The 14,443-nt window shown below is 30.4% G+C and carries 11 protein-coding genes and 3 tRNA genes; 6 read left to right on the top strand and 8 right to left on the bottom strand.

Going from position 1 to position 14,443, the window contains the following annotated elements:
• Nucleotides 1-64: 64 nt before the first annotated feature.
• Together KI686_RS08975 and KI686_RS08970 are read right to left on the bottom strand one after the other, a co-directional pair.
• Nucleotides 65-1,201 (bottom strand): DmpA family aminopeptidase, encoded by a 1,137-nt coding sequence (locus KI686_RS08975; RefSeq protein ID WP_237588935.1) that lies wholly within the window; start codon nt 1,199-1,201, stop codon nt 65-67.
• A gap of 114 nt (nt 1,202-1,315) precedes the next feature.
• Nucleotides 1,316-3,883 (bottom strand): ATP-dependent Clp protease ATP-binding subunit, encoded by a 2,568-nt coding sequence (locus KI686_RS08970; RefSeq protein ID WP_237588934.1) that lies wholly within the window; start codon nt 3,881-3,883, stop codon nt 1,316-1,318.
• Nucleotides 3,884-4,156: 273 nt separating this feature from the next.
• On the opposite strand from KI686_RS08970, the gene gyrA reads away from it, so the two are divergent.
• Together gyrA and KI686_RS08960 are read left to right on the top strand one after the other, a co-directional pair.
• A complete protein-coding gene (gyrA, locus tag KI686_RS08965; protein ID WP_237588933.1) occupies nt 4,157-6,661 on the top strand; it encodes a DNA gyrase subunit A in 2,505 nt (834 codons plus the stop codon).
• 25 nt (nt 6,662-6,686) lie between these two features.
• Complete coding sequence (locus KI686_RS08960; RefSeq protein ID WP_237588932.1) at nt 6,687-7,931, top strand: tetratricopeptide repeat protein; 1,245 nt, start codon at nt 6,687-6,689, stop codon at nt 7,929-7,931.
• 65 nt (nt 7,932-7,996) lie between these two features.
• Here KI686_RS08960 and KI686_RS08955 read toward each other — a convergent pair whose 3' ends face one another.
• Complete coding sequence (locus KI686_RS08955; protein ID WP_237588931.1) at nt 7,997-8,767, bottom strand: C40 family peptidase; 771 nt, start codon at nt 8,765-8,767, stop codon at nt 7,997-7,999.
• Nucleotides 8,768-8,793: 26 nt separating this feature from the next.
• On the bottom strand, nt 8,794-9,969 hold the full coding sequence (locus tag KI686_RS08950; protein WP_237588930.1) for an acetyl-CoA C-acyltransferase: 1,176 nt from the start codon (nt 9,967-9,969) through the stop codon (nt 8,794-8,796).
• 134 nt (nt 9,970-10,103) lie between these two features.
• Here KI686_RS08950 and KI686_RS08945 point away from each other — a divergent pair, with 134 nt between their 5' ends.
• The 4 genes from KI686_RS08945 to KI686_RS08930 all read left to right on the top strand — a co-directional run bounded on the left by KI686_RS08945 (nt 10,104) and on the right by KI686_RS08930 (nt 12,544).
• Complete coding sequence (locus tag KI686_RS08945; protein WP_237588929.1) at nt 10,104-12,167, top strand: HD family phosphohydrolase; 2,064 nt, start codon at nt 10,104-10,106, stop codon at nt 12,165-12,167.
• A gap of 100 nt (nt 12,168-12,267) precedes the next feature.
• Nucleotides 12,268-12,351: transfer RNA gene (locus KI686_RS08940), tRNA-Ser, on the top strand.
• Nucleotides 12,352-12,365: 14 nt separating this feature from the next.
• Nucleotides 12,366-12,440: transfer RNA gene (locus KI686_RS08935), tRNA-Pro, on the top strand.
• Nucleotides 12,441-12,470: 30 nt separating this feature from the next.
• Nucleotides 12,471-12,544 (top strand) — tRNA-Arg (locus tag KI686_RS08930).
• Nucleotides 12,545-12,617: 73 nt separating this feature from the next.
• Here the strand turns inward: KI686_RS08930 and KI686_RS16840 are convergent.
• The 4 genes from KI686_RS16840 to KI686_RS08915 all read right to left on the bottom strand — a co-directional run bounded on the left by KI686_RS16840 (nt 12,618) and on the right by KI686_RS08915 (nt 14,443).
• A complete protein-coding gene (locus KI686_RS16840; protein ID WP_306665753.1) occupies nt 12,618-12,845 on the bottom strand; it encodes an SRPBCC family protein in 228 nt (75 codons plus the stop codon).
• 93 nt (nt 12,846-12,938) lie between these two features.
• A complete protein-coding gene (locus KI686_RS16835) occupies nt 12,939-13,091 on the bottom strand; it encodes an SRPBCC family protein (RefSeq protein ID WP_306665752.1) in 153 nt (50 codons plus the stop codon).
• A 153-nt stretch (nt 13,092-13,244) separates the two neighbouring features.
• Nucleotides 13,245-13,850 (bottom strand): hypothetical protein, encoded by a 606-nt coding sequence (locus KI686_RS08920; RefSeq protein WP_237588928.1) that lies wholly within the window; start codon nt 13,848-13,850, stop codon nt 13,245-13,247.
• A 161-nt stretch (nt 13,851-14,011) separates the two neighbouring features.
• The gene (locus KI686_RS08915; protein WP_237588927.1) at nt 14,012-14,443 is read right to left on the bottom strand and encodes a thioredoxin family protein; all 432 of its coding nucleotides are present in this window, start codon (nt 14,441-14,443) and stop codon (nt 14,012-14,014) included.

Below are 14,443 nucleotides of genomic sequence, written 5' to 3'. Positions count from 1 at the left end.
TGTTAACTAAAAGACAATAATAGTTAAGTAAAAAAGTAAAGTTTTTAAAAAGATAAAAGAGGAATTATTTTGAGGTATCTATTCTGTTATTTCTTTTCATAATTTTAATAACATCATCAATAGGTAATGATTCTTTTGTGTGATTTTCTCTACCTGTCATTGTTTTGGCTGCAAAAAGAGAATTTATAATGGCTTCTTCTGTTGCTTCTATTACGGCTAAAAAGAGTGGAGTTATAGCACCGTTTTTTAATTCTTTTTTATCTAGAAACATAGATTCATTACGATATGGAATAAAATTTTCTTTTGCTGTAGATACTGCAATAACATAATCGCCACTACCATTAGAAGCGATACCACCTGTTTTGGCTAAACCCATTATGGCTCTTTTTGCAAGTCTTTCTAAATTTCTAGCGCTAAGAGGTGCATCTGTCATAACAACAATCATACAAGAACCATCAACATCATAAGTGTAACTTCTAGGATAATTGTCTAATTCTTTAGCTATTGGCACACCATCTATTTGTAAAACACCTCCGTAATTAGTTTGTACCAATACACCAACTGTATAAGCTCCAAATTTTTTGGGTATTATTCTAGAAGATGTTCCTATGCCTCCTTTATATTGAAAGCAAATTGTACCAGTACCTGCACCAACATTACCTTCTTCTACAGTTCCTTCTTTAGCATTATTAATAGCAGCTAAAACATGTTTTTCATTTACATGTCTGCCTCTTATATCATTTAGCCATCCATCGTTAGTTTCACCAACAATAGGATTTACAGAAAATATGTTTTCATTTCCTTTTTGTTTTAGCGTGTAAGTAATAAGTGCGTTAGAAGCTTCTGGTACACTTAGTGTATTTGTTAAAATAATTGGCGTTTCTATGTTACCTAATTCTTTTACTTGGCTATAACCAGCTAATTTACCAAAACCGTTACCTAAATAAATTGCGGCCGGAACTTTAGATTGAAATATATTACCAGAATGAGGAAGTATTGCAGTAACTCCGGTTCTAATACTGTCTCCTTTTATAAGTGTTGTATGACCAACTTTTACACCTTTAACATCTGTAATGGCGTTTAATTTACCAGTTTTTAAAACTCCTATTTTAATTCCGTAATCTCTAGCTCTTTTGTTTTGAGAAAATACAATGTTAAAAATAAAGATAAATAATATGGCTAATATTTTGTGCTGATTCATTTTGTTTGTAATTGATATTAGCGAAATTAGTTTTTTTTAGAAATAAAATAATATCTAATGCTAGTTGATAGGTAAAAAAAAATCCCAAACAAATTTGTTTGGGATTTTTTATTTTTAAGACTCTGTTTCTGTTCGAGTTTCTTTCTTCTTTTCTCCTTTGGTAATATTAATTGTGAGTCTGTTTTTTTCTTCATCAAAATCCATAATAATGGTATCTCCTTCATTTAATTTAGAGTTCACAATTTCTTCAGCCAAAGCATCTTCTATATATTTCTGAATAGCTCTTTTAAGAGGTCTTGCACCGTATTTTTTATCAAAACCTTTATCAGCAATATAATCTTTTGCTTTTTCGCTTAAGTTTAAAGTATAGCCTAAATTAGATATTCTATGTAATAATTTATCTAACTCAATATCTATAATAGAATGAATGTCTTCTCTTTCTAGCGCATTAAATACAATTACATCATCTATTCTATTTAAAAACTCAGGTGCAAAAGATTTTTTTAGAGCGCCTTCAATTACAGATTTTGCATGTGCATCTGCTTGTTCTTTTTTAGAAGCTGTACCAAAACCAACACCACCACCAAAGTCTTTTAATTGACGAGCACCAATGTTAGAAGTCATAATAATAATGGTGTTTCTAAAATCAATTTTTCGTCCTAAACTATCAGTAATATGTCCGTCATCTAAAACTTGCAATAACATATTAAACACATCTGGATGTGCTTTTTCTATCTCATCTAATAAGATTACAGAATAAGGTTTTCTTCTTACTTTTTCTGTTAATTGTCCACCCTCTTCATATCCAACATAACCAGGAGGTGCACCAATTAAACGAGAAATAGCAAACTTCTCCATATATTCACTCATGTCAATTCTAATTAAAGAATCATCAGAATCAAATAATTCTCTAGCTAAAATTTTAGCTAATTGTGTTTTACCAACACCTGTTTGACCTAAGAAAATAAAAGAACCAATAGGTTTGTTAGGATCTTTTAAACCAACTCTATTACGTTGTATTGCTTTTACAACTTTAGTAACTGCCTCATCTTGGCCAATTACTTTTCCTTTTATTAAGCCAGGTAACTCATGTAAACGATGGCTTTCTGCTTCTGCAACTCTGTTTACAGGAATACCTGTCATCATAGAAACAACTTCTGCAACATTGTCTTCTGTAACAATTTCTCTATTTAACTTAGAGTCGTCTTCCCATTGTTTTTGAGCAGAATCTAAAGCAGCTTCCATATTTTTTTCGTCATCACGAAGTTTAGCTGCCTCTTCATACTTTTGGCCGTTTACTGCTTTTGTTTTACGTTCTTTTATAATTTCTAATTGAGCTTCTAACTCTAAAACTTGCTGAGGAACCACAATATTTGTAATATGAATTCTAGAACCAGCTTCATCTAAAGCGTCAATAGCTTTGTCTGGTAGGTATCTATCAGTCATATAACGGTTTGTTAGATTTACACAAGCATTAATAGCATCATCTGTAAAATTTACATGGTGATGTTCTTCATATTTGGCTTTAATGTTATGTAAAATTTGTATGGTTTCTTCTACAGAAGTAGGCTCTACAATTACTTTTTGAAAACGACGTTCTAATGCTCCGTCTTTTTCTATGTTAGTTCTAAATTCATCTAACGTAGTTGCACCAATACATTGTATTTCGCCTCTTGCTAAAGCAGGTTTTAACATGTTAGAAGCATCTAAAGAACCAGTTGCTCCACCAGCACCAACAATTGTATGAATTTCATCAATAAAAAGAATTATGTCATCATTCTTTTCTAGCTCATTCATTAAAGCCTTCATACGTTCTTCAAATTGCCCTCTATATTTAGTACCCGCAACTAAGCTAGCTAAGTCTAAAGAAACTAGTCTTTTGTCAAATAAAATTCTAGAAACTTTACGCTCTACAATTCTTAAAGCCAAACCTTCTGCAATTGCAGATTTACCAACACCAGGTTCTCCAATTAACATTGGGTTGTTTTTCTTTCTTCTACTTAATATTTGCGAAACACGTTCAATTTCTTTTTGTCTACCAACTACAGGATCTAGTTTTCCGTTTTCGGCTAAATTTGTTAAGTCTCTACCAAAATTATCTAATACAGGTGTTTTAGATTTTTTTACAGTTTTTCCTTTTTGAGGTTGTCCAAAAGGATTTTGTTTTTCTGATGGATATTCATCATCAGAAGGAGTTTCTGCAATTGGGTTTGTAGGTAAATCTTCTGTGTCAATATCATCTACATGCAATTGTTTGTAAAGGCTTTTAGCCTCATCATAATTAACATGGTATTTGTGAATTAGCTTTGTTGTAGGGTCATTTTCATTTCTTAAAATGCACAACAACAAATGTGCTGTATCTATAGATTCACTTTGATATAATTTAGCTTCTAAAAAAGTTGTTTTTAGTGCTTTTTCTGCTTGTCTTGTTAATCGTAAGCTAGGTTTATTAGTACTTTCTGTAAAAGTTGGATTCGCAGGGTTTAGTTGCTCTAATTTTTTACGTAATAGTATTAAGTCAACATCAAATGTTGTTAAAATTTCTATTGCTTTGCCTTCTCCTTTTCTTATTAAGCCTAATAAAAGATGTTCTGTTCCAATAAACTCATGCCCTAATCGTAGCGCTTCTTCTTTACTGAAAGTTATAACATCTCTAACTTTTGGTGAAAAATTATCGTCCATATTTCTTTCTATCTATAATTGATGTGTTGTAAATTTAGTCCTTTTTTTTTGTACTTAATTACAAAAAAGATGCCAATGGTAAAAAACTGACAGTTTGACTAATACACTAAGGTAGAAAACTATTGGAAATCAGCCAAATAAAATAGTGTTAAAAATTGAGAAAAAATGTTGATAACTCAACTTAATTACAGAGCCTAAACCTTTGTAAAAAGTGGGAGAAATAGTATCTTGCCTTGTTTTAAAAAAATGATTAAATTTTAATAAGAAAGATATATGGCAGACGGAGAAAAGTTAATTCCGATTAACATTGAAGAGCAAATGAAAGCTGCATACATCGATTATTCGATGTCAGTTATTGTTTCAAGAGCATTACCAGATGTAAGAGATGGTTTAAAACCAGTACATAGAAGGGTTTTGTATGGTATGCATGAATTAGGGATTAAAGCAACTGGGTCTTATAAAAAATCAGCAAGAATTGTTGGAGAAGTTTTAGGTAAGTATCACCCACACGGAGATACTTCTGTATACGATTCTATGGTACGTATGGCTCAAGATTGGAGTGTACGTTATATGATGGTTGATGGTCAAGGGAACTTTGGTTCTGTTGATGGAGATTCACCAGCAGCAATGCGTTATACCGAGGTTAGAATGCAAAAAATATCAGAAGAAATGTTAGCTGATATTGAAAAAGACACTGTAGATCACACTTTAAATTTTGATGATACTCTTAAAGAACCAACAGTTTTACCAACAAGAATTCCTGGGTTATTAATTAACGGAGCTTCAGGTATTGCAGTAGGTATGGCTACAAATATGGCACCTCATAACTTAACAGAAGTTATTAATGGTACAGTTGCTTATATTCAAAATAGAGATATTGAAATAGATGAGTTAATGCAACATATTTCTGCTCCAGATTTTCCTACAGGAGGAATTATCTATGGTTATGATGGTGTTAGAGATGCTTTTCATACAGGTCGTGGGCGTATTGTAATGCGTGCTAAAGCTGTTATAGAAGAGATTAAGGGAAGAGAGTGTATTGTAGTTACAGAAATTCCTTATCAGGTTAATAAGGCAGAAATGATTAAAAAAACTGCAGAACTTGTTAACGATAAAAAACTAGAAGGTATTGCCAATATTCGTGATGAATCTGATAGAAACGGAATGCGTGTTGTGTATATTTTAAAACGAGATGCGATACCTAATATTGTTTTAAATAAATTATTTAAATACACACAATTACAAACTTCATTTAGTGTAAATAATATTGCTTTAGTAAATGGTAAGCCAGAGCAATTAAACTTAAAACAATTAATTCATTATTTTGTAGAGCACAGACATGAAGTAATTGTTAGAAGAACCGAGTTTGAACTTAAAAAAGCAGAAGCAAGAGCACATATTTTAGAAGGTTTAATTATAGCTTCTGATAATATTGACGAAGTGATTGCTATTATTAGAGGATCTTCTAATGCAGATGAAGCTCGCGAAAAGTTAATAGAACGTTTTGAGTTAACAGAAATACAAGCCAAAGCAATTGTAGAAATGCGTTTGCGTCAATTAACTGGACTAGAACAAGACAAATTACGTGCAGAATACGACGAAATCATGTTAACAATAGCAGATTTAAAAGATATTTTAGCCAATGAGCCAAGACGTTATCAAATAATTACAGATGAGTTATTATTGATAAAGGATAAATATGGTGATGAGCGTAGATCTGTTATAGAATATGCTGGTGGAGACATGCGTATAGAAGACATGATTCCTGATACAAAAGTGGTCGTAACAATCTCTAATGCAGGATATTTAAAGCGTACAAATCTTGATGAATATAAAGTTCAAAATAGGGGAGGTAGAGGTCAAAAAGGAGCAACTACTAGAAATGAAGATTTCTTAGAACATTTATTTGTAGGTACAAATCACCAATACATGTTGTTCTTTACCCAAAAAGGAAAAGTATTTTGGATGCGTGTTTATGAAATACCAGAAGGTGGTAAAAACACCAAAGGTAGAGCAATGCAAAACCTTATCAATATAGAACAAGATGATAAAGTAAAAGCTTTCTTAGTAACACAAGATCTAAAAGATGAAGATTACATTAATAGTCATTATGTAATCATGGCAACCAAAAAAGGTCAAGTTAAAAAGACTTCTTTAGAGCAATATTCTCGTCCAAGAACAAATGGTATTAATGCTATTACTATAAAAGAGGGTGATGAGTTACTTGAAGCTAAACTAACAACAGGAGATAGCCAAGTAATGTTAGCTCTAGCCTCTGGTAAATCTATCCGTTTCGAAGAAGCTAAAACACGTCCTATGGGTAGAACTGCATCTGGTGTTAGAGGAATTTCTTTACAACATGATAATGATGAGGTAATAGGTATGGTTGCTGTAAATGACATGGAAAGTAATATTCTTGTAGTTTCGGAAAAAGGATATGGAAAACGATCTAAATTAGAAGACTATAGAATTACAAATAGAGGTGGTAAAGGTGTAAAAACCTTAAATATTTCTGAAAAGACAGGAAATTTAGTAGCTATTAAAAACGTAGATGATTCTAACGATTTAATGATTATTAATAAATCTGGTCTTACTATTAGAATGGCTGTAGAAGATTTAAGAGTTATGGGGCGTGCAACACAAGGTGTACGTTTAATAAATATTAAAGAAGATGATAGTATTGCAGCTGTTGCCAAAGTGGTTCATGAAGATAATGCTGATGAAGAATTAGAAAATGGCACAGAAATTGAAAACAACTCAGATGATAATAAAGAATAATAAATAAATATTAATAAATAGTAAAATGAAAAATCAAATATTGGCGTTAACATTTGGTGTGCTTTCATTAGCAACTTATGCGCAAAAAGATGAATTAAAAGCCGCTGAAAAAGCAATTAAAAAAGGAGAGCTTAAAGAAGCACAAGCTATTATTGAGTCTTTAGAAGGATCAGAAGATTCTATGGATCCTAAATACAAAGGAAAGTATTTGTATTTAAAAGGAGTTTCTTATGGTAAGTCTAATGTAGAAAAAGCAGCTGATGCTTATAATGCATTGGTAGCGTTTGAAAAAGCAGAAGGTAAACAAAAGTATACTAAAGAAGCACAGCCAAAATTAGCAGAATTAGTACAAACTGTTTCTAACAAGGCTATTGAACAGTACAACAATAAAGATTATAAAAATGCAAAAGGAAACTTTGCATTAACATATAAATTAAGCCCAGCAGATACTACATTTTTATACAACGCAGCAGTTAGTGCGTCTTTAGATGAAGATTATGATTCTGCTTTAAACTACTATAAAGAATTATTAGATGTTGGTTACACAGGTATTACTACACAATATATAGCGGTTAATAAAGAAACTGGTCAAGAAGAAGATTTAGGTACTAAATCTAACAGAGACAATATGATTAAATTTGGTAAATATACAACTCCATCTGATAAAGTTTCGCCTTCAAGAAAAGGAGACATTATAAAAAATATGGGATATATTTATGTTAATCAAGGAAAACCTGAGTTAGCAATTAAAGCTTTAGAAGAAGCTAGAAAAAACGATCCAAAAGATATTAATCTTTTATTAAACCAAGCTCAAATGTATATTCAACTAGAAAAGATGGATAAATTTGGAGAGTTAATGGAAGAAGCTGTAGAGTTAGACCCAACAAACCCAAGTTTATTTTTTAATTTAGGTGTTGTTAATGCAAATGAAGGTAAATCAGAAGAAGCTATCAGTTTTTATAAAAAAGCAATTGAGTTAAAACCAGATTATGCAGATGCATATATGAACTTAGCAATTTCTATTTTAAGTGAAGAAAAAGCGATTGTAGATGAAATGAATCAAAACTTATCTAACAATAAAAAATATACTGAATTAGAAGCAAAACAAAAAGAAGTTTATAGAAAAGCACTTCCATATTTAGAAAAAGCAGATTCTTTAAGTAGAAGTTTAGACACTGTTAGAACTCTTTTAAATCTTTATGATACTTTAGAAATGGAAGAAAAAGCAGATGCTTTAAGACCAATTTTTAAAGAAATGAGAGATCAATAAATCTTAACCTTACATATATAATAAGGTAATAGAAAATCCGAAACTTAATTGTTTCGGATTTTTTATTATATAATCTTTTTAATAACTCTTAACTTGTGTGTATGTTTTTGAAGATTTGCATTAAAAATACCACTATGGTCTAAGGTATCTATTCTTACTTTACCGTGAGCATGAATAATGTGGTAGTCATTTAATAAAATACCTACATGTATAATTTCTCCTTCATCATTATCAAAAAAAGCTAAATCACCAGCTTCACTTTCTTCAATAAAACTTAGAACTTCTCCCTGATTAGATTGTTGTTTAACGTCTCTAAAAAGATTATGGCCACAAAGTTTGTATACCATTTGTGTAAAACCAGAACAATCTATACCAAAAGGAGTTTTTCCTCCCCATAAAAAAGGAGTATTTAAAAAATTAAAAGCAGTTTTTAAAATATCACTTTTTGTTTTTTTTTCAGAAGCAACAGCTCCTTCAAAAATATAGTTTTTAGTATTTATTTTAAGTTGATTGTTGTTGTAAAAAGGTAGGTTAGATCCTAAAGGAATGGTTGTTAACTCACTTTTGTTATTTGTTATAAAATCTATTATTTCGGCAGAATAATAAGATTTAGACGATACTATTTTCGTGTAAAGTTCTTCAGTAATATATTCAAATTGTTTATTGTCTATATATCCTTCACAATTATCAAAACTTAAACAAATTTTACTCCATTCTTTTTCAGATTCTATAACTTTAAAAGTTTCGCCAAATAATACTTGGCTTATCATTTCTGATGAGTTTAAAGGTGTTACTCTAAGAGCAACAATACTTAAATTACAAATGCCATAAAGCATAAAGTTCTATTGAGTTTTTTTAGTAATTAAATTCTTTCTATTATTAAAGCACTTGCACCGCCACCACCGTTGCAAATTGCTGCTGCACCAATTTTAGCATTTTTTTGTTTTAAAATAGAAGTTAATGCAATAACAATTCTGGCTCCAGAAACACCAAGAGGATGTCCAAGGGAAACGGCGCCACCATTTACATTTACCTTATTGTTTGCAATGTTTAAAATTTTCATGTTTGCTAAACCTACCACAGAAAAGGCTTCATTTAGTTCAAAATAATCTACATCATCTATAGATATATTCGCTTTTGCTAAAGCTTTTGGTAAAGCTTTAGAAGGTGCCGTTGTAAACCATTTTGGTTCGTGTGCAGCATCTGCAAAACTTTTTATTTTAGCAAGAGGCGTTAAGTTTAACTCTTTGGCTTTATCTAAAGACATTAAAACCAAGGCAGCAGCACCATCGTTTATTGTTGATGCATTGGCAGCTGTTACAGTACCATCTTTTGTAAAAGCAGGTCTTAAAGTTGGAATTTTTTCTATTTTAACATTTTTATATTCCTCATCTTCAGAAAAAATAATGGGTTCTCCACGTCTTTGAGGAATTTCTACAGAAATAACTTCATCATTATATTTACCCTCTTTCCATGCCGTTGCAGAACGGCTATAAGATTGTATGGCAAAATCATCTTGATCTTCTCTAGAAAAATTATATTCGGTAGCACAAATATCAGCAAAAACACCCATTGCATCATGGGTATAAGCATCTGCAAGCCCATCTTTTTGCATACCATCTTCTAGGGTAATTGCCCCAAATTTATTGCCTTTTCTAGCATGTTGATAATGTGGTATAGCACTCATGTTTTCCATTCCGCCAGCTACTACAATTTCGGCATCTCCTAAAGCAATAGATTGTGCAGCTAACATAATAGATTTCATACCAGATGCACAAACTTTATTAACAGTTGTACAAGGTACTGTATCTGGTATTCCTGCAAAAATGGCAGCTTGCCTTGCAGGAGCTTGTCCTAATCCTGCAGAAACAACATTTCCCATAAAAACTTCATCAACTAAATTAGGGTTTAGATTGATTTTTTTTAGGGCGCCTTTTATGGCTATTGCTCCTAATTTAGGAGCAGAAATTGTAGATAAACTTCCCATAAAACTTCCAATAGGAGTTCTTGCAACAGAGATAATAACTACTTCTTTCATAAATATTGTGCTTTTGCTTAATCTAAAATTGTGTGCTAAATTAACTAATTTTAATCAATTTAAGTTTTATTATTCAATTTGAATTTTCCGCCTAAAATTTTTATGGTAAGTTTGTATATAGAAGATGTAAAAATATGAACAATTTTGTAAATAAATTATACCAAAATAATGCTATTATTTATAAGGTAATTTTATTTTTAATTACCACAATAGCAATTGTTTATTTGTTTCCTAAAGGAGGACAGTTTAAATATGAATATGGTAATGGACAGTTATGGAAATACGATAATTTATACGCTCCTTTCGATTTTGCTATACAGAAAACGGAAGCAGAAATAGTTAAAGAAAAGAAAGAAATTACTGCAAATGCTAGATTGTATTTCTCTCAGAATTTAGATGTAGAGCTAGCTGTAAAAAATAATTACAAAACTAAATTAGCACAGCTAATAGATGCTGATACGCTAAATGTAAACAAGCGTGAAAATCTAAAAGAATTTGGAGAAAATTTAATTAATAAAATTTATAACTCTGGTTTTTTACAAGCTATCAGTGAAGATAAAATAACAAACACTAACGATTTAGTTTCTATAAGAAAAGGAAACGAGGTAAAAGATGTTATTTTTAAAAACCTTCTAACTCCATACCAAGTTTTAGAAATGATTAAAGATAATGTAGATAAAATTAATAACGTTTTAGAACGTCGATTGATGTTAAATCTTTTATCAGAAATTATAAAACCAAATATTTTTTATGATGAAGATTTTACAAATCGAATGATAGAAAATGAAATTAAAAATATTTCTTACACAAAAGGAAAAGTAGAAGTTGGTAAACTAATAATTTTAAAAGGAGACATTGTTGAAGGTAAAAAACTAGCAATTTTAAATTCTCTAAAAAGTGAATCTGAATCGCAAGTTTGGACAAACTCTAATTATAATTGGATTATTTTAGGGTACACCATATTGGTAGCTTTAGCACTTTTATCACTTTTATTATTTTTAAAAAAATATAGATTAGAAATATTTGAGAATAATAACAAAGTTACTTTTATATTTTTTAATGTATTCTCAATGATTTTTATACAAACATTGGTTATAAAATACAATTCAGAATACTTATATATTGTTCCTTTAACAATACTACCCATAGTTTTAAAAGCTTTTTTTGATGCACGTTTAGGCTTTTTTGCTCATGTTTTAACCGTGTTATTATTAGGGTATATTGTACCTGATAGTTTTGAGTTTATTTATTTACAAATTATAGCAGGTATAGTAACTATTCTTACCGTTACAGAACTATATAAAAGAGCTAATTTGTTTATCTCTGTAGCGCAAATTACCTTAATTTATATGCTAACTTATTTTGCATTTTCAATTATTAAAGAAGGAAATGTATCTCAAATAAATTGGACGTATTTTATGCTTTTTGCGGCCAATGGATTGTTGTCTTTTTTATCAATAATTATTATTTATATATATGAAAAAGTATTTGGATTGGTTTCTGATGTTACTTTATTAGAGTTATCTAACACAAATACAAAACTTTTAAGAGAATTAAATGAAAAAGCACCCGGTACGTTTCAACACTCTATGCAAGTGGCAAATTTAGCAGAAGCAGCAGCTAATGAAATAGGCGCCAACTCTATGTTGGTAAGAACAGGTGCTTTGTACCATGATATAGGTAAAATATTAAATCCAATGTATTTTACAGAAAATCAATCAACAGGTGTAAACCCTCATAATGATTTACCACCTAGAGATAGCTCTAAAATTATTACAGACCATGTAATAAAAGGGGTAGAGTTGGCTAAGAAATACAATTTGCCAGACAGAATTATCGATTTTATTAGAACACACCACGGTACAAGCATTACTTATTATTTTTATATAAGAGAAAAAGAACAAAACCCCGATGCAGAAGTAGATATTACAAAATTTCAATATCAAGGGCCAATTCCTTTCTCTAAAGAAACAGCAATTTTAATGATGTGCGATTCTGCAGAAGCAGCATCTAAAAGTTTACAAAAACCAACAGCACAATCTATAAGTGATTTAATTGATAAAATAATTGATAAGCAAATGGCTGATAATCAATTTTTAAATTCTGATATTACGTTTAGAGAAATAGAGATTATAAAAAAAGTGATCAAGAAAAAATTGATGAATATTTATCATCTAAGAATTGAATACCCAGAGTAGAAAAAAAATATTAAAAAAAAGTAAGAAAAATTTTGGTAAAATCTAATTCTAGTATTACATTTGCACTCGCATTTAAAGAAATGTATTAAGTTCATTAAAAGGAGAGGTGCCAGAGTGGTAATGGAGCAGATTGCTAATCTGTCGACGGGTAACTGTCGCCAGGGTTCGAGTCCCTGTCTCTCCGCAAAATACTTAATTCGGGGTGTAGCGTAGCCCGGTCATCGCGCCTCGTTTGGGACGAGGAGGTCGCAGGTTCGAATCCTGCCACCCCGACACAGTTGGTCGTAACAACTTAAAAATTACGGGCTCTTAGCTCAGCTGGATAGAGCACCTCCCTTCTAAGGAGGCGGTCGAAGGTTCGAATCCTTCAGGGCTCACTTAAAGTCTTCTTAACCATTTGGTTTTGAAGACTTTTTTGTTTTTAAGGGGGTGAAATAGGGGCTAAATTTTTTATTTTATAACTTCTTTCCATTTTTCGGATTCTGCAAACTCTTTTATAATTCGGTTTCGTTCTGTCAGTAATTCAATCATATATTTTTTTAGAAATAGTTTGTCTGCTAATTTTCCTAAAATTCCTAAAGGAGATTTATAATCAAAAAAATCAGTCGTTAAAGTTCCGTTATTAGATTTATTAAAGTAATGTTCATGTTTAAATTCAGAAAAGGCTCCTTTAACCATTTCATCTACAAAATATTTTGGTCGTTTATATTCTGTAATTTTAGAAGTCAGATTTTGATAAATACCAAAATGTTTTGCTTTCCAAGTAACACTTTACTCTATTTCTATTAACCCATTTGTTTTTCCTGCAATAGCTTTTTCATTTGTATGCTTAGTTGATATTTTATGTAAATCAATACTTCTAGACAAGTCGAAAACTATATTTATGTCAGCTTTTATTTCTGTTTTAATTTCTATTCTCGGCATTTTTTAGTGCAAGTATTAGCAATTTTATGTACAGTTAATTGTTGTCTGCTTAATTATGAAGTTTAATAAAAAATTCCAAATATAAAATTTTAGAGAATTTCAGTAAATTGGTTTTAACTAGCTATTAATTAAATGTTGTTTTGAAGATTGACTTTATGCAATTTGTTTAATTTTTGCACCTTTACATAACGGGTAAGAGTTTATAAATTCTATAATAGACTGCTTCATTTCTGTATAAGAGTTTCCATAATAATAAAGAGCAGTTTCGCTTTCTCCTTCCCAATATTTTGTGATTTCAGAACTGTCGTTAGTCAATCTTTTTATTTCAGAAATAACAAAGTTAATATCTGAGTTTTTGTAAACTTCAGGTTCTAAATTCTGGCCATCAATGTATAAACCTAACCCTTCTTTTTTTCCGAATGTTATTTCTTTGTCGGTTTTTTCTATTACTAACTTAGACCCTTTAGGGGCTCCAAGTTCCTCAAGTTTTTTGATTATTAACAGAATATTGTTTTCATCAATCTCAATTGAATTTAGTTTAATTTCTAAGTCAGAGTATTCAAGTTCTCCAGATTTTAATTGCATTGTTCCACCTCCGGTTACTTCTCCAATTTCATTTGCCTTAAGAAATTCATCTAAAGGGTCTTCGTAGATTTCACCTCTGTCTAGAGGCATAATTTTGTCGTTTAAAGTAACAACAATAAAGTTTTCAATATCATTTTTTTTCTGTTTTGCAAAGAGGTTTTTTATGAAGTTCATCAGTTTGTTTAGCTAGAGTTTGAAACGTTTTTCTATTTAAGTTTTATAGCGTATTAGAGCAGATAATTTAGCAAATAAATTATTAATATAAAACAGGTATAGTTTTTTATAATTGAGCTCGTATTAGCTAATTATTAATATGTAATGTTAGTATAGGTATCTTACTTTTGCTTTAATTGTTTCATTACATTTTCTATTCTATACATTTTCCCTTTTAAGGTTTTAATTTTTGTTCCATCACTTTTCGTTAGTATTAGAGAAGGTAATGTGTTAGATTGGTATTTGTTTTTAAATTTTTCATAATCTTGATAAACTTTACTGTTTATTACAAGTCCGCCACCAGGAAGGTCAATCAGAAATATAACTAGGTTTTGTTCAGCATAGTTTTCAAATTCAGGATTTTTAATTACCTTTTTGTCCATTTTTTTACATGGTATACACCATTCACTTCCGGTCAGAATTATTAAAATTTGTTTATTTTCTTTTTTAGCCAATTCTTTTGCTTCCTTCCATTCTTTAGTTACTAGAACTTCTTGAGTATTTACAACTTGAATAAAAAATAGTAATAATGTTATATTTATTAGTATTTTCAT

The organism is Polaribacter sargassicola (genome assembly GCF_021991835.1).
GTDB classification, from domain to species: Bacteria; Bacteroidota; Bacteroidia; order Flavobacteriales; family Flavobacteriaceae; genus Polaribacter; species Polaribacter sargassicola.
The sequence above is the reverse complement of the archived record's forward strand: the minus strand, read 5'-3'. Positions and strand labels throughout refer to the sequence as shown.

Bases quoted from the DNA above. Each gene is read 5' to 3' on its own strand.
- KI686_RS08915 (WP_237588927.1), bottom strand. From the start codon at position 14,443: ATGAAAATACTAATAAATATAACATTATTACTATTTTTTATTCAAGTT.
- KI686_RS08960 (WP_237588932.1), top strand. From the start codon at position 6,687: ATGAAAAATCAAATATTGGCGTTAACATTTGGTGTGCTTTCATTAGCA.
- KI686_RS08945 (WP_237588929.1), top strand. From the start codon at position 10,104: ATGAACAATTTTGTAAATAAATTATACCAAAATAATGCTATTATTTAT.
- KI686_RS16835 (WP_306665752.1), bottom strand. From the start codon at position 13,091: ATGCCGAGAATAGAAATTAAAACAGAAATAAAAGCTGACATAAATATA.
- KI686_RS08955 (WP_237588931.1), bottom strand. From the start codon at position 8,767: ATGCTTTATGGCATTTGTAATTTAAGTATTGTTGCTCTTAGAGTAACA.
- KI686_RS08970 (WP_237588934.1), bottom strand. From the start codon at position 3,883: ATGGACGATAATTTTTCACCAAAAGTTAGAGATGTTATAACTTTCAGT.
- KI686_RS08920 (WP_237588928.1), bottom strand. From the start codon at position 13,850: ATGAACTTCATAAAAAACCTCTTTGCAAAACAGAAAAAAAATGATATT.
- KI686_RS16840 (WP_306665753.1), bottom strand. From the start codon at position 12,845: ATGGTTAAAGGAGCCTTTTCTGAATTTAAACATGAACATTACTTTAAT.
- gyrA (WP_237588933.1), top strand. From the start codon at position 4,157: ATGGCAGACGGAGAAAAGTTAATTCCGATTAACATTGAAGAGCAAATG.
- KI686_RS08975 (WP_237588935.1), bottom strand. From the start codon at position 1,201: ATGAATCAGCACAAAATATTAGCCATATTATTTATCTTTATTTTTAAC.
- KI686_RS08950 (WP_237588930.1), bottom strand. From the start codon at position 9,969: ATGAAAGAAGTAGTTATTATCTCTGTTGCAAGAACTCCTATTGGAAGT.